19 protein-coding genes and 3 pseudogenes are annotated in these 25,175 nt (G+C 73.1%); 14 read left to right on the top strand and 8 right to left on the bottom strand.

What is annotated here, in order from left to right:
- Positions 1 to 39 precede the first annotated feature (39 nt).
- Positions 40 to 507, top strand: a complete 468-nt coding sequence (locus IE316_RS34370) for a ricin-type beta-trefoil lectin domain protein (protein ID WP_190208484.1) — start codon at positions 40 to 42, stop codon at positions 505 to 507.
- Between the two features lie 136 nt (positions 508 to 643).
- Here the strand turns inward: IE316_RS34370 and IE316_RS34365 are convergent, their stop codons facing one another.
- Entirely contained in the window at positions 644 to 1,129 is a 486-nt protein-coding gene (locus IE316_RS34365) for a ricin-type beta-trefoil lectin domain protein (RefSeq protein WP_190208483.1), read from the bottom strand.
- A 107-nt stretch (positions 1,130 to 1,236) separates the two neighbouring features.
- On the opposite strand from IE316_RS34365, the pseudogene IE316_RS35820 reads away from it, so the two are divergent.
- Positions 1,237 to 1,473: pseudogene (locus IE316_RS35820) on the top strand (chorismate-binding protein); the annotation flags it as partial.
- A gap of 222 nt (positions 1,474 to 1,695) precedes the next feature.
- Here IE316_RS35820 and IE316_RS34355 read toward each other — a convergent pair.
- Genes IE316_RS34355 through IE316_RS34335 form a run of 5 tightly spaced genes read right to left on the bottom strand, consistent with a single transcriptional unit; the run spans position 1,696 to position 6,855 of the window.
- The gene (locus IE316_RS34355) at positions 1,696 to 2,433 is read right to left on the bottom strand and encodes an ABC transporter ATP-binding protein (protein WP_190208482.1); all 738 of its coding nucleotides are present in this window, start codon (positions 2,431 to 2,433) and stop codon (positions 1,696 to 1,698) included.
- Positions 2,426 to 3,409 carry an ABC transporter ATP-binding protein gene (locus IE316_RS34350; protein WP_373311398.1) on the bottom strand — a complete coding sequence of 328 codons (984 nt, stop codon included), beginning with the start codon at positions 3,407 to 3,409 and terminating at the stop codon, positions 2,426 to 2,428. Before IE316_RS34350 ends, IE316_RS34355 begins: the two co-directional genes overlap by 8 nt.
- Positions 3,406 to 4,287: an ABC transporter permease gene (locus IE316_RS34345; RefSeq protein ID WP_190208481.1), complete on the bottom strand. Its 882-nt coding sequence runs from the start codon at positions 4,285 to 4,287 to the stop codon at positions 3,406 to 3,408. Before IE316_RS34345 ends, IE316_RS34350 begins: the two co-directional genes overlap by 4 nt.
- Complete coding sequence (locus tag IE316_RS34340) at positions 4,277 to 5,245, bottom strand: ABC transporter permease (RefSeq protein ID WP_190208480.1); 969 nt, start codon at positions 5,243 to 5,245, stop codon at positions 4,277 to 4,279. Before IE316_RS34340 ends, IE316_RS34345 begins: the two co-directional genes overlap by 11 nt.
- A gap of 23 nt (positions 5,246 to 5,268) precedes the next feature.
- Entirely contained in the window at positions 5,269 to 6,855 is a 1,587-nt protein-coding gene (locus tag IE316_RS34335; RefSeq protein WP_190208479.1) for an ABC transporter substrate-binding protein, read from the bottom strand.
- Positions 6,856 to 7,004: 149 nt separating this feature from the next.
- Here IE316_RS34335 and IE316_RS34330 point away from each other — a divergent pair.
- From IE316_RS34330 to IE316_RS34295, 8 genes and pseudogenes are all read left to right on the top strand, one after another.
- Positions 7,005 to 7,340 (top strand): annotated as a pseudogene (locus IE316_RS34330) (alpha/beta fold hydrolase); the annotation flags it as partial.
- Positions 7,341 to 7,459: 119 nt separating this feature from the next.
- On the top strand, positions 7,460 to 8,812 hold the full coding sequence (locus tag IE316_RS34325) for an MFS transporter (RefSeq protein WP_308438959.1): 1,353 nt from the start codon (positions 7,460 to 7,462) through the stop codon (positions 8,810 to 8,812).
- Between the two features lie 191 nt (positions 8,813 to 9,003).
- Positions 9,004 to 9,603 (top strand): annotated as a pseudogene (locus tag IE316_RS34320) (hypothetical protein).
- Positions 9,604 to 9,644: 41 nt separating this feature from the next.
- On the top strand, positions 9,645 to 9,902 hold the full coding sequence (locus tag IE316_RS34315; protein ID WP_190208478.1) for an HU family DNA-binding protein: 258 nt from the start codon (positions 9,645 to 9,647) through the stop codon (positions 9,900 to 9,902).
- A gap of 46 nt (positions 9,903 to 9,948) precedes the next feature.
- Positions 9,949 to 10,443, top strand: a complete 495-nt coding sequence (locus IE316_RS34310) for a TspO/MBR family protein (RefSeq protein WP_190208477.1) — start codon at positions 9,949 to 9,951, stop codon at positions 10,441 to 10,443.
- A gap of 180 nt (positions 10,444 to 10,623) precedes the next feature.
- A complete protein-coding gene (pcaDC, locus tag IE316_RS34305) occupies positions 10,624 to 11,919 on the top strand; it encodes a bifunctional 3-oxoadipate enol-lactonase/4-carboxymuconolactone decarboxylase PcaDC (RefSeq protein ID WP_190208476.1) in 1,296 nt (431 codons plus the stop codon).
- 31 nt (positions 11,920 to 11,950) lie between these two features.
- Entirely contained in the window at positions 11,951 to 12,589 is a 639-nt protein-coding gene (locus IE316_RS34300) for an MBL fold metallo-hydrolase (RefSeq protein ID WP_190208475.1), read from the top strand.
- Between the two features lie 37 nt (positions 12,590 to 12,626).
- A complete protein-coding gene (locus IE316_RS34295; RefSeq protein ID WP_190208474.1) occupies positions 12,627 to 13,406 on the top strand; it encodes an exodeoxyribonuclease III in 780 nt (259 codons plus the stop codon).
- A gap of 76 nt (positions 13,407 to 13,482) precedes the next feature.
- Here the strand turns inward: IE316_RS34295 and IE316_RS34290 are convergent, their stop codons facing one another.
- The gene (locus IE316_RS34290; RefSeq protein WP_190208516.1) at positions 13,483 to 15,294 is read right to left on the bottom strand and encodes an SGNH/GDSL hydrolase family protein; all 1,812 of its coding nucleotides are present in this window, start codon (positions 15,292 to 15,294) and stop codon (positions 13,483 to 13,485) included.
- A gap of 158 nt (positions 15,295 to 15,452) precedes the next feature.
- Between IE316_RS34290 and IE316_RS34285 the strand changes: the two genes are divergently transcribed.
- The 3 genes from IE316_RS34285 (at position 15,453) to ggt (ending at position 20,874) form a co-directional block, all read left to right on the top strand.
- On the top strand, positions 15,453 to 15,860 hold the full coding sequence (locus tag IE316_RS34285; RefSeq protein WP_190208473.1) for a DUF6278 family protein: 408 nt from the start codon (positions 15,453 to 15,455) through the stop codon (positions 15,858 to 15,860).
- A 669-nt stretch (positions 15,861 to 16,529) separates the two neighbouring features.
- Positions 16,530 to 18,878 (top strand): M4 family metallopeptidase, encoded by a 2,349-nt coding sequence (locus IE316_RS34280; protein ID WP_190208472.1) that lies wholly within the window; start codon positions 16,530 to 16,532, stop codon positions 18,876 to 18,878.
- A 190-nt stretch (positions 18,879 to 19,068) separates the two neighbouring features.
- Positions 19,069 to 20,874, top strand: a complete 1,806-nt coding sequence (gene ggt / locus IE316_RS34275; protein WP_190208471.1) for a gamma-glutamyltransferase — start codon at positions 19,069 to 19,071, stop codon at positions 20,872 to 20,874.
- 49 nt (positions 20,875 to 20,923) lie between these two features.
- Here the strand turns inward: ggt and IE316_RS34270 are convergent, their stop codons facing one another.
- Complete coding sequence (locus IE316_RS34270) at positions 20,924 to 23,455, bottom strand: ATP-dependent Clp protease ATP-binding subunit (RefSeq protein ID WP_190208470.1); 2,532 nt, start codon at positions 23,453 to 23,455, stop codon at positions 20,924 to 20,926.
- A 361-nt stretch (positions 23,456 to 23,816) separates the two neighbouring features.
- Here IE316_RS34270 and IE316_RS34265 point away from each other — a divergent pair, with 361 nt between their 5' ends.
- Complete coding sequence (locus IE316_RS34265) at positions 23,817 to 25,169, top strand: hypothetical protein (RefSeq protein WP_190208469.1); 1,353 nt, start codon at positions 23,817 to 23,819, stop codon at positions 25,167 to 25,169.
- Positions 25,170 to 25,175 lie beyond the last annotated feature (6 nt).

Raw genomic sequence — 25,175 nt, 5'->3', positions numbered from 1 at the left:
ACTGCTGCCGACGCGATGCTGTTTCCCGAGGAGGATGTCGTGAACCACAAGCTGAAGACACTGACTACGGCGGCCACCGGCGCTGTCGCCCTCGTCGTCATGTCCGTCACTCCCAGTCAGGCCGACACCGCACACATCTACAAGAACCGCCACACAGGTCTGTGTCTGGCCGGGAAGGACCGCACGGTGAGCCAGTACGACTGCTCACTCGCCGGCACGTCGAGCCCTCGGACCGGATGGACCACGTCGGTCGTGGACCCGAGGTACGGCTTCGCCATGATCAGGCACGAGGCGACAGGACTCTGCTTGGACACCAACGGAAGCAGCGTCTATCTGTCGGGTTGCTCCGACCAGGACCTGGGCCAGGTCTGGACGTTCGGCAGCGACGGCGCGATGTCGCCGGTCGCCTTCGGTACACGGCTGACGGGGTGGAACGACGGCGGGGTGTCCGTGAGGCCGGCCGGAGACGTGGACGTCGTCAACAAGCAGAAGTGGGACGCTGTCTGAGCTTCCCCAGGACCGGCTGGTGTGCCAGGGCATGACGACGAGCGGCCGCGTCGCGGACGGGGCACCGCAGCCGCTCGTCGGACCCGGCGTCGCGGGCGGGGACCTTACAGCCCCCGGTGGGACGGGTGGCGGGTGGTCAGATGGTCGCCCAGAGCTGCTTGTCGTTGGAGTCCTGGTACAGCTCGAAACTGACCGACCCGGTGTTCCAGGCGGTCAGCCTCCATTCCCCGTCCGCGGCGCCGATCCTGATGCGGTTGCCGCCCTTGGAGATCATGCCGATGAGCTGACCGTAGTCGTCGACGCTGCATGGCGACAGGTAGGGCTCGATGCCCGTCCTGTCGTAGTTGTGGTCGAGGCACATGCCCGTGGCCACGTGCACCAGCATCTGGCCCGCCATGTCGGGTGTCGTGCTGCTGCGGCGGTAGACCTCCATCCACTTGGCGTTGGCGTCGCACGGGCCCTGGCGGACGGTGCGGTCGGCCTGTCCGGACAGACATCGGCCGGTGGCTACGCTCTGCACGGTGTACTGCTGCTCCGCGTGCGCGGGCGTCGCCACCAGCACAGCGGAGCAGGCGACGCCGGCCAGCGCGGTTCCCATCAGGGATTTCAGCCTCTTCTGCACGGTAACCAACTCTCTGACTCGGGGTTCTTTATCCGCCTCCAACGACGGGTCGGCCGGGGAGGTTCACCCGGTGAGTGCCTCGGGACGGACTGAACCGCGCAGACGTCACCGGGTCTGACGAACGGTTGGCGCTTCGACTGATGCACGAGGAGGGACCCCGCGGTCTGTACGGCGGCGCGGTCTTCCGGGAAAGCAGCGGCGGCGCCTTCGACGCCGCCCTGGTCCTGCGCACACTCATCGGTGAGGGCGACGAGACGTGGCTGCGCGCGGGCGCGGGAGTCACCGCTCAGTCCAGCCCCGAACGCGAGATCGAGGAGACCTGCGAGAAGCCCCGCAGCGTCGCCCGGCCGGAACGGCAAGGAACTCGGCGGCGAGGCCGACCCTGTGGAGACAGTTGGGACGCCGCCCCGCCCTCTGACGGGCGGGACGACCGGACAGGAGTCGTCGTCAGTTGGCAGGACGTGGCCAGACGTTACGCCGCCGCCAAGGAGCGCGGTGACAGCCTTCTGCTCGCTTCCTGACGCCGCAGTACATCCTGAGCGTCCTGCCTGCTCGTGATCGTCTTCTCACCGTTCACCGGCAGGCGGCACAACGGACGGTTGCCGCCGGCCCGATGCCTGCGGGAGCCGTCCCGTTGTCGGCGTGGTGCGGCCGGTGACGTCCTCCCAATGGATCGTGCGGTCACACCAGCGGTCCAGCAGGACCTGGTCATGGCCGACGGCGAGCAGGCCGGCACCGGACGTGGCGCGGTAGTCCTCGACGGCGGCCACCAACGCGGCGGTGGTGGAGGCGTCCAGCATGGCGGTCATCTCGTCGCAGATCAGCCAGCGCGGGCGTAGCGCGAGGGCGCGGGCGAGGCAGGCGCGCTGGAGCTGGCCGTCGCTGACCTCGTGGGGACGGCGGTCCAGGAGGTCGGGGGTGAGGCCGACGGATGCGGCCAGTTCACAGACGCGCTCTTCGATACCACCGCGGCGGCCGGTGGCCCGCAGCGGTTCGGCGATCAGGTCGGTGAGCCGCAGCCGGGGATCGGCGGAGAGGCGCGGCTGCTGGAAGACCACGCCGAAGGCGGTGCGCTGGGCGCGCGGGGCGCGGTGGCGCCAGCTCCGTACGGGTTCGCCGTCGAGGAGGAGGGTGCCGGAGTCGGGGCGGTGCAGCAGAGCCGCGACCCGGGCGAGGGTGGACTTGCCGCAGCCGCTGGGGCCGAGCAGACCGACGGACTCACCTGGCGCGACGGTCAGCGAGGCGCCGCGCACCACCGGGGCCTTCGTGTGGTATCCGGCGGTGATGGCGCGGAGTTCAAGCACGGAGGTCCTCCGGTACGTGCGGATGGTGACAGGCGACTTGGCCGCTCATCGATGGCAGGGCGGTGCAGGCTTCGGAGGCGCGCTCGCAGCGTGGGGCGAAGGCGCATCCGTCGGGGAGGTCGCCGAGTTCGGGTGGCATTCCGGGAACCGGGGTGAAGGCGCGCTGGGGGAGTGCTTGGAGCAGGCCGCGGCTGTAGGGGTGCCGGGGGCCGGGCGTGCCGAAGAACGTTCGGGCGTCGGTGAGTTCGACGATGCGGCCCGCGTACATCACGGCCACCCGGTCGGCGATGCGTTCGGCGGCCATGAGGTCGTGGGTGATCATCAGCAGGGCCCGGCCGGTGCCGTCCTCGTGGTCGTCGGAGTCGACGTGGCGCCGTAGTTCGTCCACCGTGTGGTCCACCAGGTCGCGGTCGAGACCGGTGGTCGGTTCGTCGGCGAGCAGCAGCGGTGCGCCGCCGACGAGGGCGAGGGCGGTGGCGGCGCGCTGGGCGAGGCCGCCGGAGAGCTCGTGCGGGTGGCTGTCGAGGTGGCCGGTGGGGAAGGCGGCGCGCTCGGCGGCCGTCTCGGACGCCACACGTACGGCCGCCCGTCCTCGGGTGCCGGTCAACGCCGCGACGGTCTCTTCCAGTTGGGAGCGGACCGTACGCACGGGAGTGAGGTGCGCGGCCGGGCTCTGCGGGATGAGCCCGATCAGGCGCCCCCTCACCCTGCGGGCGAGAGTGCGCTCGTCCGCGGTGAGCAGATCCAGGCAGCCGAGGCGGGCCTCGCCCGCTGCCTGGGCGTTGGCGGGGAGGAGGCCGAGGAGGGCGGAGGCGAGGACGGACTTGCCGCAGCCGCTCTCGCCGATGAGGGCGAGGCATTCGCCGGCCGCCACGTCGAAGTGGGCGTCGGTGACGGCGGCGATCCGCCGCCCGCCGGGCATGAGGAAGCGCACCGACAGCCCGCGGACCGACAGAACAGGGGGTCGGCTGGTCACAGCATCAGCTCCGATCGGCGGCGGGGGTTGATCCGCTCCCGCCAGGCTCCGGCGAGACCGGCGATGGCGAGGGTCGGGACGATGACGAACAGGCCGGGGAAGAGGGTGGGCCACCACTGCCCGGCGAGCAGTGAACCCCGGGCACCCTGGATGAGGGTGCCGAGGCTGGCGGTGTGGGTGGGCAGGCCGAGCCCGAGGAAGGACAGGGCCGACTCGTGCCACATGGCGTGCGGCACCATGAGGACGGCGGCGAGCGCGGCCTGCGGCAGCACGGCGGGCAGCAGATGCCGTACCGCCACCCGCCACCGGGACGCGCCCCCGGACACGGCCGCGTCGATGTACGGCCGCGAGCGCAGGGAGAGCACTTCGGCGCGTACGATACGGGCGGTGGACAGCCAGTGGGTGAGCGCCACCGAGACCACCACGGGCCACACGCCGGGCCGGAACAGGGCGACGATGAAGATCCCGAGCAGCAGATGGGGCACGGACGAGAACGTGTCGACCACCCGCATCACGCCTCGGTCGACCCAGCCGCCCAGTGCTCCCGCGGTGGCTCCGACGACCGTGCCGATCACGGTCGCGGTGAAAGCCGCAACCACTCCGACCAGCAGGGAGACGCGCAGACCGTAGACGCAGCGCAGGAGCAGGTCCCGGCCGAGGTCGTCGGTGCCGAAGGGGTGGGACCAGTTCGGCGGCAGCAGCCTCGCGCCGAGGTCGACGGCCTGCTGGTCGAGTCGCACCAGTGGCGGCACGAGGAGCACGGCGAGCACGGCTGCGGTCACCAGCACGGCAGACAGACGCACCCGCACCGTGCGGGTGGAGCGGCGGTCGGTGCCGTACGACCGCCACGTGGGCCTGGAAGGCGATTCACATGTCACTGAACTTCACCCTCGGGTCGAACAGGCCGTAGAGCAGGTCGGCGAGCAGGTTGCCGAGGAGTACGGCGGCGGTGGCGAGCGTGGTCAGCGCGGCGAGCAGCGGGAAGTCGACGGCCGTGGCCGCTTCCACGGTGGCCGCCGCGATGCCCGGCCAGCCGAAGACGCTCTCCACCAGCAGGGCACCGGTGATGAGTTCGGGAACGCGGGAGCCGATCAGCGTGAGGACGGGCAGCAGTCCGGAGCGCAGGGCGTGGCCGAGCAGGACGGTGCGCTCGCTCAGCCCGCGGGCGCGGGCGCCGCGTACGGGGTCCTCCGCCAGGGCGTCCCCGACGCCCTGGCGGACGTACAAGGTGAACCAGGGCAGTTGGGAGACGGCGAGCACGCCGGCGGGCAGTACGAGGTGGGTCGCGACCTGCCCCGGCGTGACCTGTTCGCTCGCGGTGTCGGTGAGGCCGCCGGCCGGGAGCACGCCCCACTGGAGGGCGAAGAACCAGATGGCCAGCAGGGCGAGCCAGAAGACGGGTGCCGCCTCAAGAGCGTAGGCGAGCGAGGTGACGACGCGGTCGAGCGCGGATCCGGGACGTCGGGCCGCCAGCACTCCGAGCGCGGTGCCGGCCAGCACGGCCACCGCGAAGGCGACGGCACACAACAGCGTGGACCACACGAGGCGTTCTGCGATGACTTGGGCGACCGGCTGTCGCATGACCGCGGACTGGCCGAGGTCGCCGCTGAGGGCGGAGGTCAGCCAGTTCCACCAGCGGGAGGCGAACGGCTCGTCCACACCGAGGTTCTCCCGCAGCCGCTCCAGGGTCCCGGCGTCCGCGCCCAGGGCGGCCGTGCCCGCGTACGCCTTGACGGGGTCGAAGGGGGAGGCGGCGGCGATCGCGAAGACGCCGAAGGTCACGACGAGGAGGATGGGTGCGGCGAACAGCAGTCGCCGCCCCACCAGGCGTGCCATCGCTCCCCAGGGCAGGGAGGACGTCACTTCTTCGGCTCCCAGGCCGCGAGGTTCCACCACGGGCCGCTGGCGAAGCCGTGCTCGTGCGGCTCGACCTGCGTGGTCAGTCCGTCCCAGTGGTCGGCGAGGACGTAGACGTGGTCGATGTGGGTGAGGAAGGTGTAGCCGGGGTCCTTCACCAGTTCGCGCTGGAGGCTGTCGTAGGCGGCCTTCCGGATCGCCGCGTCCGAGCTGCGGCGGCCGGTGTCGAGTGCCTTGTCCACAACCGGGCTGTCGTAGCGGGCCATGTTGTTGAAGCCGTCACCGGCGAGGGAGGAGTGCAGCAGGGTGTAGAGGCCGTAGTCGGGGTCGCCGTTGTTGCCGAAGCCCGCGAGCACGGCGGTGTCCTTCATCCGCGGCTCGATGACCTCCCAGGTGGCGCTCTGTGCCTTCACCTCGATGCCGGTCTTCTTCGCGTCGGAGGCGTAGGCGAGGGCGTGGTCCTGGCGGACTTTGTCGCCGGAGGGGTAGAGGAGGGTGAAGGAGGCCCGCTGCCCGTCCTTGGCGCGGATGCCGTCCTCGCCGGATTTCCAGCCCGCCCGGTCGAGGATGTGCCGGGCCTTGGCGAGGTCCTGCTCGCGTTCGATGCCCTGGGCGAACCAGGGGTCGTCGACGGGCAGAGGACCGTACGCGGGACGGCCGGCGCCGTCCAGGATCTCGTCGACCATGGTCCGGCGGTCCACGGCGGCGTCCAGGGCCTGGCGGATGGCGCGATCCCCGGTGACCTTGTTCGCGGTGGGGAGGGCGACGGCGCGGAAGTCGTAGGTCTTCGCCTCGTAGGTCTTCCTGGCCCCGTCGTTCTTGAAGGTCGCGGCGAGGTTGGGCGGGAGCACCGCGCCGTCGAGGTCGCCGGAGCGAAGCCGGGTGGCGCGCACGTCGTCGTCCTTGACGATCGCCATGGTCACCTTCTTCACCTTGGGCGCGCCGCCCCAGTAATGGGGGTTGGCCTTGAGGGTGAGCTTCTCGCCCTTGCTCCAGCCGGACAGGACGTACGGCCCGGTGCCGACCGGCTCGGTGTTGAAGGCGCCGGTGTTGGGATCCTGCCCCTTGGCTATGTGCTCGGGCACGATCGGCAGCACCGTACGGCCGGCGAAGGGCGCATACGGGTACTTGAGGGTGAAGACGACCTTGTCATCGCCGTCCGCCCGCACGTCCTTGACGGCGTCCAGCTCGGTGCGGCTGGCGTTGTTGGTCTTGGCGTCGAGGATCGTGTCGTACGTGAAGACCACGTCGGCGGAGGTCAGCGGCTCGCCGTCGCTGAACTTCACGCCGTCGCGGAGGGTGTAGGTGTACGTGAGCCCGCTGTCGGTGACCTTGGGCAGCGCCTTCGCCAGGGCCGGTCTCAGCTTCAGGTGGGTGTCGCGGGCGAGGAGGCCGTCGAAGATCTTCGAGTTGCCGTCCTTGCCGTAGCCGAGGAGGGGGCTGAGGGTGTCCGGCTCGGAGGCCACCCCGATGACAAGGGAATCGGCTGCCCCGGCATCGTCCGTGCCCCCGTGGGGAGCCGAACAGGCGGTGACCCCCGTGAGCAGCGCCGCTGCGGCAGCGGCTACCTGTATCCGTCGGGCCATCATCGGACCTCACCCTCCTCTTGCTCATCAAGCGTTGTTGCATCTTACTTGCAATAAGTCGCCTCGAAGCCGGTCCGCTTGTGGAGGGGCGCCGGTGACGCCAGAACGTCGCGCAGCCCGTCCGTTGGCTGGGCCGAACGCGGAAACCTTGTGCCAGCAGCGTCGGCCTTCGTCCCGCCGTCCTGGAACGGCTCGTCCAGCCCTGGCTGGACGAGCCCGGTCAGGCAGCCTTCTACCGTCAGATGGACCAGGCCGACCAGCGCCACACCGACGAGGTCCAGTACCAGTACGGCAAGCTCGACATCCCCGTGCTGGTCTGCTGGGGCGAGGAGGACACCTGGATCCCCGTGGCGCGGGGACGGGAACTGGCCACCCGGATCCCCGGCGCGCGACTGGAGTTGATCGCCGGTGCCGGTCACCTGGTCCAGGAGGACGCACCGGCCGAACTGACCGCCACACTCTTGGACTTCCTCCGTCGGCCGCGCTGACAAGGCGGCCATGTGCCATCGCCGCACCGTGGTACACGGCTGGCCTCTCCCCGGTGTATGAGGGCTGCAACTGGATAACCGGGGCGTTCCGGATCGCCCCGAACTCGAGGAGTGACCACGTGAGCGGGCGTGAACCCTCTGCATCGCGTTTAGCCTGGCAGGTCGGCGGGGTGGGTGTGGCGGCCCAGGCCGTGGCGTACGGTTTCGCCCGGTACGGCTACGGGCTTTTCCTCCCTGACCTGCGTGACCGGTTCGGACTTTCGACGTCGGTCCTCGGTCTGATCAACAGCGTGTCGTACGTCGGGTACGTGGTGGCGCTGCTGCTGGTCGGGGCACTCGTCTCGCGTCTGGGTCCCCGCCCGATGGTGGTCGCGGCAGGAGTGTCGGCGGGGGTCGGCATGGTGACCGTGGCGGTGGCCCAGACCACGTGGGTCCTCGTCGTGGGGCTCGTGGTGGCGGGAATGGCCTCGGGTTTCTCCTGGGCGCCGTTCTCCGACACCGCCGACCGCCTGCTGCCGGACCGCACCCGCGAACGGGTCATGGCTCTCATCCCCAGCGGTACCGCCTTCGGTGTCACCCTGGCCGGGCCGCTCGCCCTGGTCACCCGGGGAGCCGACTGGCGGTACGCCTGGTTCGGGTTCGCGCTCGTCGCGCTGGCGATGGCCTGGTACGCGGCACGGGTCCTGCCCGCCGGACGCCATGAAGGCAAGGGGAACGGCGACGGGAAGACCGTCACCGTGCGCTGGTTCCTGCGCCCGGCGTCCGCGACGCTGTATCTCACCGCGTTCGTCTACGGTCTCATCGGGGCCTTCTACTGGGCCTTCGCCCTGGAGGCCGTATCGGACGCGGCGGGAGACGACTCCCCGATGGCGCCGCTGTTCTGGACGATCATGGGGCTGGCCGGGATCAGCAGCGTCTTCGCCGGCGCCTTCTTCGTACGGCTGGGGCTGCGACTCGGCCAAGCGGTGCTGTTCATCGCGCTGGCGGCCGCGATCGCGCTGCTGGGGCTGGCTCCCGGCGCTCTCCCCGCGGTCCTCGCTTCGGCCGTCCTGTACGGGCCGACCTTCATGGCCACGTCCTCGCTGCTCGCGCTGTGGAGCTACCGGGTCTTCCCAGAACAGCCGTCGACCGGTTTCAGCGCGACCGTCCTGGCACTCGGCATCGGGACCTTGACGGGGCCCGCCACCCTTGGAGCGGTGGCGGACCACTACAGCGTGCGGACCGCGTTCCTCGTGACGGCGGCCGTGGCGCTGGTGACCCTGGCCTTCCGGCCTCCCGCGCGGAGGTTGGAGCACAGTGACGCGTTGGGGGAGGAGACACGGGCCAGGCCAGACGGTAGTCGGACCTCTCATCAGCGTCTCCAACGGCGCCTCACGGGCCCGGTGACACCACCCCCAGGTCATCGGTTCGACCGGGGGACAACGCCGGGCCCGGAGGCCGGCGGTCCTCTTGCAGGACCGCGGGAGACATAACGGGGACGCGTTCCGCCGCGGGGCGGTCCAACTGATCGTCGACGCCATCGTCCCCGGCCTGCGCTCCGGGGGCTGACCCGGACCGGGCCCGTTCGTACCAGATGGAATGGCGGCCCCGAAGTGGGTGAGGGACGGTGGGCAAGGCGACGGGCGGTCCGTCGTGCTCCCGAGCCGCCTTCCGAGGAACCCCTATGGCCCAACGTACGACCCTGATGCGCAGCCTGCACGACCACGGGCGCTGGCCGCCTGGCTCGGCGGGTCCCTCATGGGCGCCGTCGGGCTCAACGGCGCCGCGCGGGCCGAGGGCGGCATGTGGGCCGCCGGCGTCCGCGTCGCCAGTACCGGCCGGGCGACGTGGACGCCCGTGAGCGGCGCCGCGATCGATGCGCACCTGTGCGGCAGCGGCGGGCTGCTCGCCGCGAACGCGCCCCGCGTCGCCGCCCAGCGGGGCGTGGCCGCCGCCACCGTCGCCAAGACCGTCGTCACCGGCGCCGCCCTGGCCGCCACCGCCTACACCGGGGCCCTCGGCAAGAAGATCACGCTCACCGCCTCCACCGATCCCCGGGACGCCGAGAAGGCGGCCGAGGACCCCATCGACAGCGGCACGGCGCAGCGCCACCTCGCTGGCCGCCCAGTGGGTGGTGCCCGCCCTCACCGGCTGCCCGGGCGTCCTCAACGCCCTGCACGGCGAGCAGCAGCGCCCCGCCGTGCAGGCGGCCGGCATGTGGCAGCGGGCCCGCTCGATGACGCCGGAGCTGCCGGTCGTCACCGACCGGCGCCTGACGGACTGACGTCCCTCACCAACACCCGTACCGCATTCAAAAGGAGCGTCATGGACAAAAACGCGCTGATCGAGGCGACCGTCCGCAAGACCGCGGAGACGGGGGAGGAGCTGAGCCCGGCGGAGGTCGAACGGGTGGTGGACGCGCTGTTCGGCACGGTCACCGTGCCCGGGGCCATCGCGGACGGCCTCAGACGCGGCGAGATCGTCACCGTCCTCGGCTTCGGTGACTTCCACGTCGAGGGCGCCCAGCCCCGCCTGCGTCCCGGCCAGGCACTCAACGAGTACGTCAAGGGCGAGGTGCGGTGAGCGGCCGGTGGCCGTAGACGGGCCGCGGCGGGGAAGGCACACGGACATGACCTTCAGCGAAGAGGACGAGGCTCGCGGCGGACGGTGGCGGCGGTACGGCGCCGCCGCGGCCGCCGTGACCGTCGCCGCGGCGGCCGGTGCGGCGGCGGTCGACCCGGACAGCGCCTGGTACCGGTCCCTGCGCAAACCCTCCTGGCAGCCGCCGCCGTGGGCCTTCGGCGCGGTGTGGACCCCGTTGTACGCCACCGTCGCCTTCGCCGGCGGCCACGCGCTCGGCCGGACACGCGGCCCCGAACGCGTTCGCGTCGCCGCCGGCTTCGGGGTGAACCTCGCCTTGAACGCGGGCTGGACCTGGCTGTTCTACCGCTGCCACAACACTCGCGCGGGACTGGCGGGCACGCTGGCGCTCGACCTCAGCAACGCCTCACTCCTCCGCCGCACCGCCCGCGTCGACCCCACGGCGGCCCGAGCCCTCCTCCCGTACACCGCGTGGTGCGCCTTCGCCACCGCCCTCAACGCAGCCATCCTCCGCCGCAATTGACCACCTTCGGCGGTCAACGCGCCAGAGCGAGGTCAGCTCCATCGCGAAGGTGCCGGTGCGCGTGCTGACGTCTTCACCCGGCTGAGAGGTATGCCGCCCGCGAGGTCTTCAACCTGGTCGGACAGGCTCCCCGTACCCCGCGTTACAGGGGCGTCCGTCAGACGTGAGAGGGTGCCAGGCGTGAGTGAGACACCGTCGAACACCCTGCAATACCGCTTTGACGGGCCAGAAGACGCCCCGGTCCTGATCCTCGGTCCCTCACTGGGTACCACATGGCACATGTGGGACCGCCAGGTGCCCGAGCTGGCGCAGCAGTGGCGGGTCTTCCGGTTCGATCTGCCGGGGCACGGCGGCGCGCCCGCCCGCCCGGCCGGTTCCGTCGGCGACCTCACGACGCGGCTGCTGGCCACGCTGGACGGTCTCGGCGTGCACCGCTTCGGGTACGCGGGCTGCGCGCTCGGCGGCGCGGTCGGAGTGGAGCTGGCGCTGCGGCATCCCGAGCGGCTCGCCTCCCTCGCGCTGATCGCCGCCTCGCCGCGGTTCGGGACCGCCGACGAGTTCCGGCAGCGCGGAGTGATCGTGCGGACCAACGGGCTGGACCCCATCGCGCGCAGCTCGCCCGATCGGTGGTTCACCGGCGGGTTCGCCGCCGCGCAGCCCGCGATCACCGAGTGGGCGGTGCAGATGGTCCGCACCACCGACCCCGGCTGCTACATCGCCGCCTGCGAGGCGCTCGCCTCCTTCGACGTACGGCACGAACTGGGCCGGGTCGGCGTGCCCACCCTCGTTCTGGTCGGCTCCGAGGACCGGGTCACCGGCCCCGCCGAGGCCCGTACCCTGGTGGCCGGCATCCCCGACTCCCGGCTCGCCGTCGTCCCCGGCGCCTCCCACCTGGTGCCGGTCGAGCAGCCCGCCGCCGTCACCGACCTCCTGGTCCGGCACTTCGGCACCGCCTGGCAGCCCGCCGCCGACGCCACCGGCCAGACCGTCATGCCGCCCGTGCCGCCCAAGCCGGCCCCGGCCGTCGTACCGCCGCAGTCCGCGCCGGTCGCCGAGATCGCCCCGCCCGTGGCCCCGCCGCACACCCAGGGCCGGCCCGACCGGTACGAGACCGGCATGCGGGTCCGCCGCGAGGTGCTCGGCGACGCGCACGTCGACCGGGTGCTGGCCGAGGCCGGCGACTTCGCCGGCGACTTCCAGGAACTGCTCACCCGGTACGCCTGGGGCGAGGTCTGGGACCGGCCCGGCCTGGACCGCCGCACCCGGAGCTGCGTCACCCTGACCGCGCTGATCGCGGGCGGTCACCTGGAGGAACTGGCCCCGCACGTGCGGGCGGCGCTGCGCAACGGGCTCACCCCGGACGAGATCAAGGAGGTGCTCCTCCAGGCCGCCGTCTACTGCGGGGTACCGGCCGCGAGCCGTGCGTTCCGCGTCGCCCAGCAGGTCGTGCTGGAGGAGACCACCCCCTCCGAGTGACCCGTGCGGGCCCCGGGGTCAGGATGGAGGCATGAAGCTCACGAAGATGTCCCATGCCTGCGTCCGCCTGGAGAAGGACGGACGGACCCTCGTCCTCGACCCCGGGGGCTTCAGCGAGGCGGACGCCGCGCTCGGCGCGGACGCGATCCTCGTCACCCACGAGCACCCCGACCACTTCGACGAGTCCCGGCTGCGCGCCGCGCTGGAGGCCGACCCGGCCACCGAGATCTGGACGCTGCGCGCGGTCGCCGAGCAGCTCTCGGCCGCGTTCCCGGGCCGGGTGCACACCGTCGGCCACGGCGACGCCTTCACCGCCGCCGGCTTCGACGTCCAGGTCCACGGTGAGCTGCACGCCGTGATCCACCCGGACATCCCGCGGATCACCAACGTCGGCTATCTGATCGACGGCGGCAAGGTCTTCCACCCCGGCGACGCCCTCACCGTCCCCGGCACCCCGGTCGAGACGCTGATGCTGCCCGTGATGGCCCCCTGGAACAAGATCTCCGAGGTCATCGAGTACGTCCGCGAGGTCCGGCCGCGGCGGGCGTACGACATCCACGACGCCCTGCTCACCGACCTCGCCCGGCCCATCTACGACCGGCAGATCGGCGCGCTCGGCGGCGGCGCGGAGCACCTGCGGCTGGCGCCGGGGGAGACCGCACAGGTCTGAGACGGTGTTGTCGGTGGCGGCGGGTAGGTTGTGGGACATGCGTATCGCGACCTGGAACGTGAACTCGATCACCGCCCGTCTGCCGAGGCTGCTGGCCTGGCTGGAGAGCAGCGGCACCGATGTGCTCTGCCTCCAGGAGGCCAAGGTCGCCGAGGAGCAGTTCCCGTTCGACGCGCTGCGCGACCAGGGCTACGAGGCGGCCGTGCACGCCACCGGCCGGTGGAACGGGGTGGCGGTGCTCAGCCGCGTCGGCCTCGACGACGTGGTCAAGGGCCTGCCCGGCGACCCCGGCTACGACGGCGTCCAGGAGCCCCGCGCGGTCTCCGCCACCTGCGGGCCGGTCCGCGTCTGGTCGGTGTACGTGCCCAACGGCCGCGAGGTGGACCACCCCCACTACGCGTACAAGCTCCAGTGGTTCGAGGCCCTGCGCGCCGCCGTCGCCGGCGACGCCGCGGGCAGCCGCCCGTTCGCGGTGCTGGGCGATTACAACGTCGCGCCGACGGACGACGACGTCTACGACCGCGCCGCCTTCGAGGGCTCCACCCACGTCACCCCGGCCGAGCGCGCCGCCCTGGCCGGCCTGCGCGAGGCCGGCCTCACCGACGTGGTCCCGCGCCCCCTGAAGTACGACCACCCGTACACGTACTGGGACTACCGCCAGCTCTGCTTCCCCAAGAACCGCGGCATGCGCATCGACCTGGTCTACGGCAACGAGCCGTTCGCCAAGGCCGTCACCGACGCCTACGTGGACCGCGAGGAGCGCAAGGGCAAGGGCGCCTCCGACCACGCCCCCGTCGTGGTGGACCTCGACGTGTAGCGGCCCGGGCCGGAGCCGCGCCGCCCGACCGCCGCGCGGCACCGGTTCACGTCACCGGATTCCCGGCCGGCCGGGGTCACGGGGACAGCAGCCGCAGGTCCACCGACCGGGCGAGGGCCGCGAGGCCCGGGTCGCCGGGGTGCAGGTGGTCGCCGCTGTCGTAGCCGGCCCGCATCCGGTCCGGGTCGGCCGGGTCGCGCAGCACGGCGTCGAAGTCCAGCACCGCGTCGAAGGCCCCGGAGCCGCGGATCCAGGCGTTGACCTCGGCCCGCTCGGCGTCCACGGCGGCCGTGCACCCCGACCGGCCCCCGCAGGGCAGGACCGTCGCCCCGAGCATCCGCAGCCCCCTGGCCCGCCCCCGCTCGGCGAGGTCGCGCAGGCCCGCGATCACGCTCCGCGCGTCGGTGCCCGACAGCAGGTCGTTGACGCCCTCGAAGACGACCGCCGTCCGCGCCGAGGTCTGGGCGAGGACATCGCGGTCGAAGCGGTGCACGGCGCTCACCCCGGACTGGTCGGCCGAGACCCCGTCGCCGGGGTAGCGGTCGGTGACCACGCGGTTGCCGGAGACGCCCTGGTTGAGCACCCCGTAGCGCGGCACCGCGCGCTGCGCCCGCAGCCGCCGGGCCAGTACGTCGGGCCAGCGCCGGTTCGCGCCCACGGTCGACCGGTCGCCGTCGGTGATCGAGTCCCCGAGCAGCACCACCGACCCGGGCCCGCCCCCGACGTCCACCCCGGCCAGCAGCGGCCAGTTGCGCAGGGCCGGGGTGTACGCGTTCCCCGAGGCGTCCGCCGTGTGGTCGCCCGCCCCGCTCAGGTACGACCGCTGCACCGCCAGCCGGTGCACCGGCAGCGCCGCCACCCGCCGGGGCAGATGGAAGCTGACCAGCAGGTCCGCACCGGCCGGGACCGTGAAGCGCAGCGGGTCGCTGTATGCCTGCGCCCCGGCCGGGATCACCACCCCGTCCGCGCCGCCGAACGACAGCGCCGCCGGTCTGCCCCGCGCCGCCGCGCCGGACGCCCGCACCGCCACGGTCGCGGCGCCGATCCGTACCGGCGCCGCCGCGAAGGTGTTGTCGAACCGCACCCGCACCCGGGACCCGCCGGCCGAGGCGCGCACCACCAGCCGCAGTGTCCGGTCCGCCCACGGACCCACCGCCGGATACCCGGACGCCGACGCCGCCCAGCTCCCCGTCCAGCCCCGCGAGGAATCCCGTACCGACAGCGCGAACACGTGCAGGCCGGGCGCGTGCGGCAGGCGCACCGAGGCCACCGCGCGGCCGGGCGCGACCGGCACCGTCACCACGTACAGCCGGGCCCGTTCGGCGAGCCGGCCGGACGGGGTGTTGATGTGCGGCAGGGCGACGGCCTTGGTGGCGAGCGGGCCGGTGCGCCAGTCCGGGGCGGTCAGCGTGTACGCCGAGCGGCCGCCGTCCGCGTACTCCACCTCGCCGCGGCCGCCCACCTCGGTGCCCGAGGTGCCCGCGACCAGGAACGCCAGGGCGTCACCGCGCCCGGCCAGCCGGACCCGCTGCCCGGCGGCGCGTACGTTGTCCGGCTCGCCCGGGCGCCGGGCCGGCCAGGTCAGCCGGGCCCCCTGCACGGTGAGCACGCGGCCCGGCGTCCAGCCCGCGGCGGCCAGGTCCCGGGCCGGCAGGGAGGCGCCCGCGCCGTCGAAGTCGGCCAGGCCGGGCCGGGCGTCGTCGCTGACGGCCCGGTTGTCGAAGTACCGCTCCAGCGGGCGCCCCGCCGCGCCCCGCCCCTCGGCGGCCGGCCGCTCGGCACCCCGGCCCCCCGCGCCCCGCCCCTCCGCGGCCGGTGCGGGGGCGGCGGGGCCCAGCAGCACCAGCAGCGCGAGCGTGAGCGCCCCACCACGAACCCACCGGACCACCCCCGGCTCCTCCCGTTCGACGGACAGCCGCACCGAGAAGCTAGGAAGCGTCCCGGAACGGGTCAACACGCCATGCCGTAACGGGCGATGAACTCCACCGGAAGCGAAGACCCGCGCGCCTGTGGTGCGTACGGCCGTACGAATGACAGGCTGAGAACATGAACATCCCCTTTCTGGGCAGGCGGCGCGAGGACCCCGGGGCACTGGACCCGGAGGGCATCGCCGATCTGCTCGCCGAGTGCGAACTGCTCCGCTCCCAGGCCGCCCGGGACGGCGTCCGGCTGGACGACTCCCCGGCGTCGCTGGAGGAGCTCGACCAGGTGGTGCCGCGCTGGCGGGACGACGAGGAGGACCTGCACCGGCTCGGCAACGACGCCGGTCTCTACCTGGGCACCGTCATCGTCCGGACCGTGCCCGGGGCCGCCTGGCACCTGTGGGCGGACGGCCACCCGGTCGTCCGGCTCGCCTCCGGCCGGGAGTTCGACGTCGTCGCCGCCGGACACGAGTGGGCGGCCAGCGGCGCGCCCGAGCTGTCCCAGGTGTACGCGGAGGTCGCGGAGAACTGACGCGCGGGGCACCGGCGTGCGGCGCGGCCGTGGTACGACGGTCCGACCCCACCGGCCGTAAATACGGCTTATGCCCGGAAGGTGCGTGTCGGGTGCGAGGCGCCGCCCGCGCTCGGTACGTTGCGGCAGCCAGGACGCGGCTGGGCAGCCGCGGGGCGCCCCACGGACCCGGACCCGCCCGGCGCCGAGCCGCAGATCACTCCTCCTGCCGGGGAGAAGGTCAGCTTGCGCCGGCGGGTGGGGTACGGACCCCGCGGCGCCCTTGCCGGGCACGGCGGCTCGCGGCGCCCCCCCCTTCAAGTAGTTGAGGATGAAGAAGGAAAAAGTCCGCTCGTCCTTCGTCCTGTGACAATTGAATGACCGTCAGGTGACATGGGGATTCGAGGGTGGCGCAAAGGAGATCCCGGCTCACGGTGGGCTGCGGGGGCGCCCGCCGGCGGTGCGAAGAGATCCGTGTGGCGCGGTTGCGTCGTCGAAAGCACTGGTCAAAGGCCCCATGTGGGAAATTGTCGCCTGAGGTGGGTTCCTGTTCTGGTGTGTTGACCGCTCGATCGGTCAGTCGATGAGTTCAGGACAACTGGCCTTTGCGCTCTCCCTGTTCGCTTCATTGTTTGAAAGCGTTGCCACCGGCCGTCACCCGTACGGCCGGACACAGGGAGAGCTGCCGAAATGACTGACAGACAGCCATCGTTAAGACCCTTCCCGATATCCAGGTCCCGCCGTGTCCGGAGCGCTGCCGCTCCGCGCAGGCGCGCGGCCCTGACCGCGGCGCTCGCCGTGGGAGCGCTCCTGCTCCCCGTCACCACGGCTGCGGGCCCGGCCGCCTTCGCCGCGGACGACGACCGGGCACCCCGGCGGATCGAGGTCCGGCCCGAGCCCGGGTCCGGAAGCGTCGAACTCTCCGCGAAAGAACGGAAGAAGCTGCTCAAGTCGGCCGCCGATGACGGTGCCGCCACCGCCCGCCGGCTCAAGCTCGGCGACCGTGAGAAGCTCCTGCCGAGAGACGTCGTCAAGGACGCGGACGGCACCGTCCACACCCGCTACGAGCGCACCTACGCCGGGCTCCCGGTGCTCGGCGGCGACCTGGTCGTCCACCAGCACGGCGACTCCCAGACCGTCACCAGAGCCACCTCGGCGCGGATCGCCGTCGACACGGTCAAGCCCACCGTCACCGTCGGCACCGCCAAGAAGGAGGCGCTGGCAGCGGGCAAGGAGCAGGGAACCGCCGGGGCCACCGCCGCGCAGGCCCCCCGTCAGGTCGTCTGGGCGGGCTCCGGCGAACCCGTCCTCGCCTGGGAGACGTTCGTCACCGGCGTCCAGCAGGACGGCACCCCGAGCCGCCTCCAGGTGGTGACCGACGCCACCACCGGCGAGCGACTGCACAGCGCGGAGCAGATCCACGCCGGTGAGGGCCGGAGCCAGTACAGCGGCCCGGTGCGGATCGGCTCGGTCCACAACGGCACCGCGTACGAGTTGACCGACCCGGCGCGCGGTAACCACCGGACCTACTCGTACGCCCCGGACAACACACTGAGCCTGCTCACCGACGACGACGACCGCTGGGGCGACGGCACCGCCGCCCACGAGCAGACGGCTGCCGTGGACGCCGCGTACGGCGCACAGAAGACGTGGGACTTCTACCGGGACCGGTTCGGCCGCAACGGCATAGCCGGCGACGGGGTGGGAGCCCGCTCCCGGGTCCACTACGGCAGCGGATTCGCCAACGCCTTCTGGGACGACCTCTGCTTCTGCATGACCTACGGTGACGGCATCGGCGACGCCCGGCCCGTGACGTCCCTGGACATCGCGGCCCACGAGATGACCCACGGCGTCACCTACACCACCGCGAACCTGTACTACTCGGGTGAGTCGGGCGGCCTCAACGAGGCGACCAGCGACATCATGGCCGCAGCCGTGGAGTTCGCCGCGGACAACCCGCTGGACACGCCGGACTACACCATGGCCGAGCTGATCGACCTGCGCGGCACCGGCCGGCCGATCCGGTACATGGACCAGCCCTCCAAGGACGCCTCCTCCAAGGGGACGTCCCAGGACTACTGGAGCTCCGAGACCAAGAAGCTCGACCCGCACTTCAGTTCCGGGGTGGGCACCCATTTCTTCTACCTGCTCGCCGAAGGCAGCGGCCGGAAGACCATCAACGGCGTCGCCTACGACAGCCCCACCTACGACGGCAACCCGGTCGCCGGCATCGGCATCGAGAACGCCGCCGCCATCTGGTACCGGGCCCTGACGGTCTACATGACCAGCCGCACCGACTACGCGGGCGCCCGCGCCGCCACCCTCCGGGCCGCGGCGGACCTCTTCGGCGTGGACGACGGTGCGTACACGGCGGTCGGCAATGCCTGGGCCGCCGTCAACGTCGGCCCCTCGTACGTCAACAACATCGCGGCCGTCGTCCCGTCCACCCAGAAGTCCGCGGTCGGCCAGCCCACCGGACTGCGGATCGACGCGGTCTCGACCCGTCCGGGCGCTCTCACCTACGCCGCGACCGGCCTGCCCGCCGGACTGAGCATCGACACCGCCACCGGGGTCATCAGCGGAACCCCGACGACGGCGGGCGACTTCTCCACGGTCGTCACCGTCACGAACTCCGCCGCGGAGACCCGCGCCCTGGCCTTCACCTGGTCCGTGCTGGCCTCCGGAGGGGACTTCTTCATCAATCCGGCCCGGGTCGACATCCCCAACTGGGTCACCGTCGAGTCACCCATCACCGTCACGGGGCGGACCGGCAAGGCGCCCGCCGACCTCAAGGTGACCGTCGACCTCGTCCACGACTTCATCGGCGGACAGGTGATCGACCTCGTCGCCGAGGACGGCACGGTGATCCTGGTGAAGGACTTCGTCTGGGACTACGGCACGGAACTCCACCAGACGTTCACCGTGGACGCGTCGGCCCTGCCCGCCAACGGCACGTGGAAGCTGCGCGTCACCGACAACACTCCCGGCATCTTCACCGTCGACCCCGGATACCTAGACGGCTGGAGCCTGTCCTTCTGAGGTTCCCGGCCACCGCGGCGTGACCCCGAGGAGCCCGGCCGGCCGGCGGCCGGCCGGGCTCCGCCGCCATCCGGGCGGCGGACCGCCCGTCCGTCGACGCCCGGGGGGCGCGACCGTGTCCGGCGGGTTCCTGACGAGGTCATGGCGATGAACTAAGCTGCCCGGACGGGCTGTTTCCCTGGAGGTGCGGATGCGTCGTCCTGTCACACGGAAGCTGACGGTTCTGGCGGTCTCGGCCGCCGTCGTGTCGGTGGGCGCGACCGCGCCACCCGTCGCCGCGGCGCGTCCCGGGCCGGCCGCGAAGGTCCCGGTCGCCACCGGGTACGGCGGCGCGGTCGCCAGCGTCGACGCGGACGCCTCCGCCGCCGGCATCGAGGTCCTGCGCAAGGGCGGCAACGCCGTGGACGCCGCCGTCGCCACCGCCGCCGCGCTCGGCGTCACCGAGCCCTACTCCGCCGGCGTCGGCGGGGGCGGCTACTTCGTGTACTACGACGCCAAGTCCCGTACCGTGCGCACCATCGACGGCCGGGAGACCGCGCCGCGCACCGCCGACGCCGGGCTGTTCCTGGAGGACGGCAAGCCGATCCCGTTCGCCGACGCCGTCAGCAGCGGCCTCGCCGTCGGTACCCCCGGCACGCCCGCCACCTGGGAGAAGGCCCTCGACCTGTGGGGCAGCCGGTCACTGGGCACGGTGCTGAAACCGGCCGAGAAGCTGGCCCGCGACGGCTTCACCGTCGACGAGACCTTCCGGTCGCAGACCGCCGCCAACGAGACCCGGTTCCGCTACTTCCCCGACACCGCCGAGCTGTTCCTGCCGGGCGGCGAACTCCCGGCCGTCGGCTCCACGTTCAAGAACCCCGACCTGGCCCGCACCTACCGTGAACTCGGCCGGGAGGGCGTCGACGCGCTCTACCGGGGCGACCTCGGCCAGGACATCGTCGACACCGTCAACAAGCCGCCCGTGGACCCCGGCTCCAACTGGAACGCCCGCCCCGGCGACCTGTCCGCCAAGGACCTCGCGGCCTACCGCGCCAAGCTCCAGGCGCCGACCAGGACCTCGTACCGGGGCCTGGGCGTGTACTCCATCGCCCCGTCCTCCTCCGGCGGCACCACCGTCGGCGAGGCCCTCAACATCCTGGAGCGCACCGACCTCTCCAGGGCGAGCGAGGCCCAGTACCTGCACCGCTACATCGAGGCCAGCCGTATCGCCTTCGCCGACCGGGGGCGCTGGGTCGGCGACCCCGCCTTCGAGGACGTACCGACGGAGGAACTGCTCTCCCAGCGGTACGCCGACTCACGCGCCTGCCTGATCCGGGACGACGCGGTGCTCACCAGCCCCCTCGCGCCCGGCGACCCGCGGCACCCGGCGTCCTGCGCGCCCGGCGGCACCGCGGCGCCGACGACGTACGAGGGGGAGAACACCACGCACCTGACGGTGGCCGACAAGTGGGGCAACGTCGTCGCCTACACGCTCACCATCGAGCAGACCGGCGGCAGCGGCATCACCGTCCCCGGCCGGGGCTTCCTGCTCAACAACGAGCTGACCGACTTCTCCTTCGCCCCCGCCAATCCCGCGGTCCACGACCCGAACCTGCCCGGCCCCGGGAAGCGGCCGCGCTCCTCCATCGCGCCCACCATCGTGCTCGACCGGCACGCCAAGCCGGTCGTCGCGGTCGGCTCGCCCGGCGGCGCGACCATCATCACCACCGTGCTGCAGACCCTCACCGGTTTCCTCGACCGGGGGCTGCCGCTGGTCGACGCGATCGCCGCGCCCCGCGCCAGCCAGCGCAACGCGGCGCAGACGGAGCTGGAGCCCGGGCTGTACGACAGTCCGCTGCGGGCGCGGTTGGCGGCGCTCGGGCACGCGTTCAAGGTGAATCCCGAGATCGGCGCGGCGACCGGGGTGCAGCGTCTGCCGGACGGGCGGTGGCTGGCCGCGGCGGAGACGGTGCGGCGTGGGGGCGGGTCGGCGATGGTGGTGCGGCCCGCTCGGTGAGTCGTGCCGTGCGGTGACGTGGTGGCTTGGCGCGCGGTTCCCCGCGCCCCTAGGGAGCTGTCGCGCCCGGCGTGGTGAAGACGAGGCGTCCGTCCTCCACGTCCACCGTCACCCGGCCGCCCTGGGCGACCCGGCCGTCCAGGAGGAGGCGGGACAGCTCGTTGTCCACCTCGCGCTGGATGGTGCGGCGCAGCGGGCGGGCGCCGTACTCGGGCTGGTAGCCGCGTTCGGCGAGCCAGTCCACGGCCGCGTCGGTGAAGTCCACGGTGATGCCCTGGGCGGCGACCATCCGCCGGGTCTGCTCCAGCAGCAGGCTGGTGATCTGCCGCAACTGCTCGCCGCTGAGCTGGCGGAAGACCACGATCTCGTCGATGCGGTTGAGGAACTCCGGCCGGAAGTGCTCGCGCAGCGGACGCAGCACCTGCTCGCGCCGGGCCTCCTCGTCCGCCTCGGCGCCGCCCGGCCCGAAGCCCAGGGTGGCGCCCCGGCGGGTGATCACGTCCGAGCCCAGGTTGCTGGTCATCACCACCACCGTGTTGGTGAAGTCGACCGTGCGGCCCTGTGCGTCGGTGAGCCGCCCGTCGTCCAGGACCTGGAGCAGGATGTTGAAGACGTCCGGGTGCGCCTTCTCCACCTCGTCCAGCAGGAGCAGCGAGTACGGGTGGCGGCGGACCACCTCGGTGAGCTGCCCGGCCTCCTCGTGGCCGACGTACCCGGGCGGGGCGCCGACCAGCCGGGAGACGGTGTGCCGTTCCTGGTACTCGCTCATGTCGAGGCGGACCATGCGGTCCTCGCTGCCGAACAGGGCCTCGGCCAGCGCGCGGGCCAGCTCGGTCTTGCCGACACCGGTCGGGCCGAGGAACAGGAAGCTGCCGATCGGCCGGTCGGCGCTGGACAGCCCGGCCCGGGAGCGCAGTACGGCGTCCGACACCACCCGGACCGCCTCGTCCTGCCCGACCACCCGTTCGTGCAGGTGCTCCGCCAGGCCGAGCAGGCGGTCCTTCTCCTCCTGGGTGAGGCTGGCCACCGGGATGCCGGTCTGCCGGGACACCACCTCCGCGATGGCCTCCTGGCCGACGACCAGGTTCTGGCCCTCGTCGGCCAGGCCGTCGCCGCCCTGCTCGGAGATCCGCTGCTTCAGCTCGGTGATCCGGTCCCGCAACTGCATGGCCTGCTCGTACTGCTCGTCCGCGACGGCCTGGTCCTTGTCCCGGACCAACTGCTCGACCTCGCGCTCCATGGCCCGTACGTCCGTGCCCTTGGTCCGGGCCCGCAGCCGCACCCGGGCACCGGCCTGGTCGATCAGGTCGATCGCCTTGTCCGGCAGCCGCCGGTCGGTGAGATAGCGGTCGGACAGCTCCACCGCCGCCACCAGCGCCTCGTCGGTGTAGCGGACCTGGTGGTGGGCCTCGTACCGGTCGCGCAGGCCGCGCAGGATCTCGATGGCGTCGACGGTGGTCGGCTCGGGCACCAGGATCGGCTGGAAGCGGCGGGCCAGCGCCGCGTCCTTCTCGATCCGGCGGTACTCCTCCAGGGTGGTGGCGCCGACGATGTGCAGCTCGCCGCGGGCCAGGGCGGGCTTGAGGATGTTGCCCGCGTCCATCGAACCGGACTCCCCGCCGCCGCCCGCGCCGACCACCGTGTGCAACTCGTCGATGAAGATGATCAGGTGGTCGGAGTTGGCGCGGATCTCCCCGACGATGCTGTTCAGCCGCTCCTCGAAGTCCCCCCGGTAGCGGGTGCCCGCCACCACACCGGTCAGGTCGAGGGCGACCACGCGCCGCCCGATCAGTATGTCCGGCACGTCCCCGTCGGTGATCCGCTGGGCCAGCCCCTCCACGATGGCGGTCTTGCCGACCCCGGCGTCACCGATGAGCACCGGGTTGTTCTTGCCCCGGCGGGAGAGGACCTCGACGGTCTGCTCGATCTCGTCGTCCCGGCCGATCACCGGGTCGATCCGGCCCTGGTGGGCGAGGTCGGTGAGGTCCCGGCCGTACTTGTCCAGGGTCGGGGTGTTCGAGGTCCGCTGGGCCTCCGGGCGGGCCGGCCCGGCCTCCGGGGCCTCCGGCGGCAGGCCCGAGGGCGCGAACCGGGCGGCGTTCAGGATGTGCCCGGCGGCCGAGTCCGGATTGGCGGCCAGCGCGCTGAGCACGTGCTCCGGGCCGATGTACCCGGTGCCGGAGGCGCGGGCCAGCTCGTGCGCGTCCAGCAGGGCGCGCTTGACCGCGGGGGTCAGGGAGAGCGAGGTCGGCGGCGGGGCGTCGGCGGGGCTGTGCTGCGCCGGGCCGGTCCGCTCGTCGATCTGCGACGCGAGCGAGTCGGGGTCGGCGCCGGCCCGGCTGAGCAGGCTCCGGGTCGGTTCCTTGGACAGCGCCGCCCGCAGCAGGTGCTCGGTGTCCAGGTCCCGGCTGCCGTGCTCGGCGGCGTACTGGGCGGCGCCCCGCACCAGCTCCCGGGCCGGCTGGCTGAGCAGCCGGCCGATGTCGATCCGGCGGGGACCCTGGCGCGGTCCGCCGAAGAAGCGGGCGAAGAACTCTGCGAAGGGGTCGTAGTCCCCCGGTCCGGTGAAGCCGCTGGTCATGGCCTTCCCATCCGGCGTCCCGCGCCGGTCCGGGACGCCCTCGCTGGTCGACGTGCCGGGGCCGGGTAACCCGGGGCGGAGCCGGTTACACACCGCCGGGGCGCGCTCCTGACCACCTTGGCACGATCGCCGCACCCGGGCATCCGCAGCGCCCGCCGAGGAGTACGGGCGCGGGCGGCGGGCGGATCGGAGGACGTCGGCGGGCGCGCCGAGCACGGCGGCGGGCCGGCGGCGGCCGGATCGGTGGAGGCCGGCGGGCGCCCCGAGGTCGCCCGCCGAAAACTCCCCGTAGCCGCGCCGTAACACGGCTGGTGTTCCCTACCGACCGGACCGGATGCTCCAGTGGGGTGGGAGTCGATCGATGGCCGTGGAACAACTGCCGGGCCGGGTACGGGAGTTCGCGCACTACCTGACGGATCTGCTGGACCGCCTGGACCAGGGCGACGGCTGGTGCGGGGTGTTCTGGCAGCGCGACCCCGACGGTATGCGGGCCTGTCTCGACGGGCGCGAGGTGCCGCCCTGGGACGTGGTGGAGGCGCTGCTGCGGGACCTCGCCGCCCGGTACGCGCCCGCGACGGCCGCCGCGGAGACGGGCCGGGCCCGCGCCCTGCACGACGCCGCGCTCGCCGCCCGGGACGCCCTGCCCGGCGCCCGGGACGCCCTCGCGGACCGGCTCGACGTGATGCTCCGCGAGCAGCGGTACGCCGCCGACCGGCAGGCCGCGCTCAGCCGCCGCCTCGCCGCCGCGACCAGCCGTGCGGAGGCCGACGCCCTCCGCCTCGACCTCTCCTGGGCCCGCGACGACCACACCCGCGCGACGGCCCGCTGCGCGGAACTGCGGGCACGGCTGGACCGGCTGGACCGGCTGGACCGGCCGGCCCGGCCGGAGGGGGACGACGAGGGCGGCACACCGGCCCACGCCCGCCCCGACCCCCGTCCGCGCACACCGTCCGACCCCGCCCCGCGCCCCGACACGCACCGCAAACCCCGCAGGCGCACCCAGGGCGGCGCCCGCTTCGCCGGGGCTGCGGCGGGGGAGTGGGACGCGCCCGCCGGCGTACCGCCCGCCGTCGTACCCCCCGTCGCCGTGCCGTCCGCCGGTGCGCGCGCCCCGCGCGGGGCGCGGTTCGCCGGGGCGGCGGACGAGCCGCCCGAGCGGCCCGCCCCGGTGGAGCCGGTGACCGGTGACGGCCGGGCGGCGGTCGCCGGGGCCGTGGCGCGACTGGCCGGGCTGCGCCGGGCCGGGCGGACCGGTGAGGCGCACGCCCTGCTGGCGGAGGCCGCGCACTGGCCCGCCGCCCGTCTCCCGCTGCTCGCCGCCGCGCTGCGCGAGGCCGGGCTCGGCGCCGACTGGGCGACCCTGCTGTGGGAGGCGGCCTCGTTGCCCGCCGGGCGCCTGGTCGCCGCCGCCGACGCGCTCACCGCGGCCGGCCACCGCACCGACGGCGAGCAGATCCTGCGGCACGGCACCGCCCGCCCCGCCGCCGAGATCGGGCACGGCGTGCTCGCCCTGGTCGCCGAGGGCCGCGACCGCGAGGCCCGGGTGCTGCTCGACGCCTATGTCCGGGGCCACGCCCCGCGGGAGGCCGCGCTGAGCGCCGAACCCGACCCGCCGCGCCTGGTACCGCTGTTGCTGCGCGCCGCCCGGGACGTCTCCGAGGAAACCCACTGGGACCTGGTGCACGCCCTGCGGGTGGCCGGACTCGCCATCTGACCTCGG

The sequence above is a fragment of the Streptomyces fumanus genome (assembly GCF_014655295.1).
GTDB classification, from domain to species: Bacteria; Actinomycetota; Actinomycetes; order Streptomycetales; family Streptomycetaceae; genus Streptomyces; species Streptomyces fumanus.
Note: the sequence above shows the minus strand (reverse complement) of the source record. Positions and strands in the feature narration are given on the sequence as shown.

What these genes read in the sequence shown, in the direction of transcription:
- IE316_RS34310 (WP_190208477.1), top strand. Translation starts at nt 9,949, where the DNA reads ATGACCTTCAGCGAAGAGGACGAGGCTCGCGGCGGACGGTGGCGGCGG.
- IE316_RS34335 (WP_190208479.1), bottom strand. Translation starts at nt 6,855, where the DNA reads ATGATGGCCCGACGGATACAGGTAGCCGCTGCCGCAGCGGCGCTGCTC.
- ggt (WP_190208471.1), top strand. Translation starts at nt 19,069, where the DNA reads ATGCGTCGTCCTGTCACACGGAAGCTGACGGTTCTGGCGGTCTCGGCC.
- IE316_RS34280 (WP_190208472.1), top strand. Translation starts at nt 16,530, where the DNA reads ATGACTGACAGACAGCCATCGTTAAGACCCTTCCCGATATCCAGGTCC.
- IE316_RS34300 (WP_190208475.1), top strand. Translation starts at nt 11,951, where the DNA reads ATGAAGCTCACGAAGATGTCCCATGCCTGCGTCCGCCTGGAGAAGGAC.
- IE316_RS34340 (WP_190208480.1), bottom strand. Translation starts at nt 5,245, where the DNA reads ATGGCACGCCTGGTGGGGCGGCGACTGCTGTTCGCCGCACCCATCCTC.
- IE316_RS34295 (WP_190208474.1), top strand. Translation starts at nt 12,627, where the DNA reads ATGCGTATCGCGACCTGGAACGTGAACTCGATCACCGCCCGTCTGCCG.
- IE316_RS34315 (WP_190208478.1), top strand. Translation starts at nt 9,645, where the DNA reads ATGGACAAAAACGCGCTGATCGAGGCGACCGTCCGCAAGACCGCGGAG.
- IE316_RS34270 (WP_190208470.1), bottom strand. Translation starts at nt 23,455, where the DNA reads ATGACCAGCGGCTTCACCGGACCGGGGGACTACGACCCCTTCGCAGAG.
- IE316_RS34285 (WP_190208473.1), top strand. Translation starts at nt 15,453, where the DNA reads ATGAACATCCCCTTTCTGGGCAGGCGGCGCGAGGACCCCGGGGCACTG.
- IE316_RS34265 (WP_190208469.1), top strand. Translation starts at nt 23,817, where the DNA reads ATGGCCGTGGAACAACTGCCGGGCCGGGTACGGGAGTTCGCGCACTAC.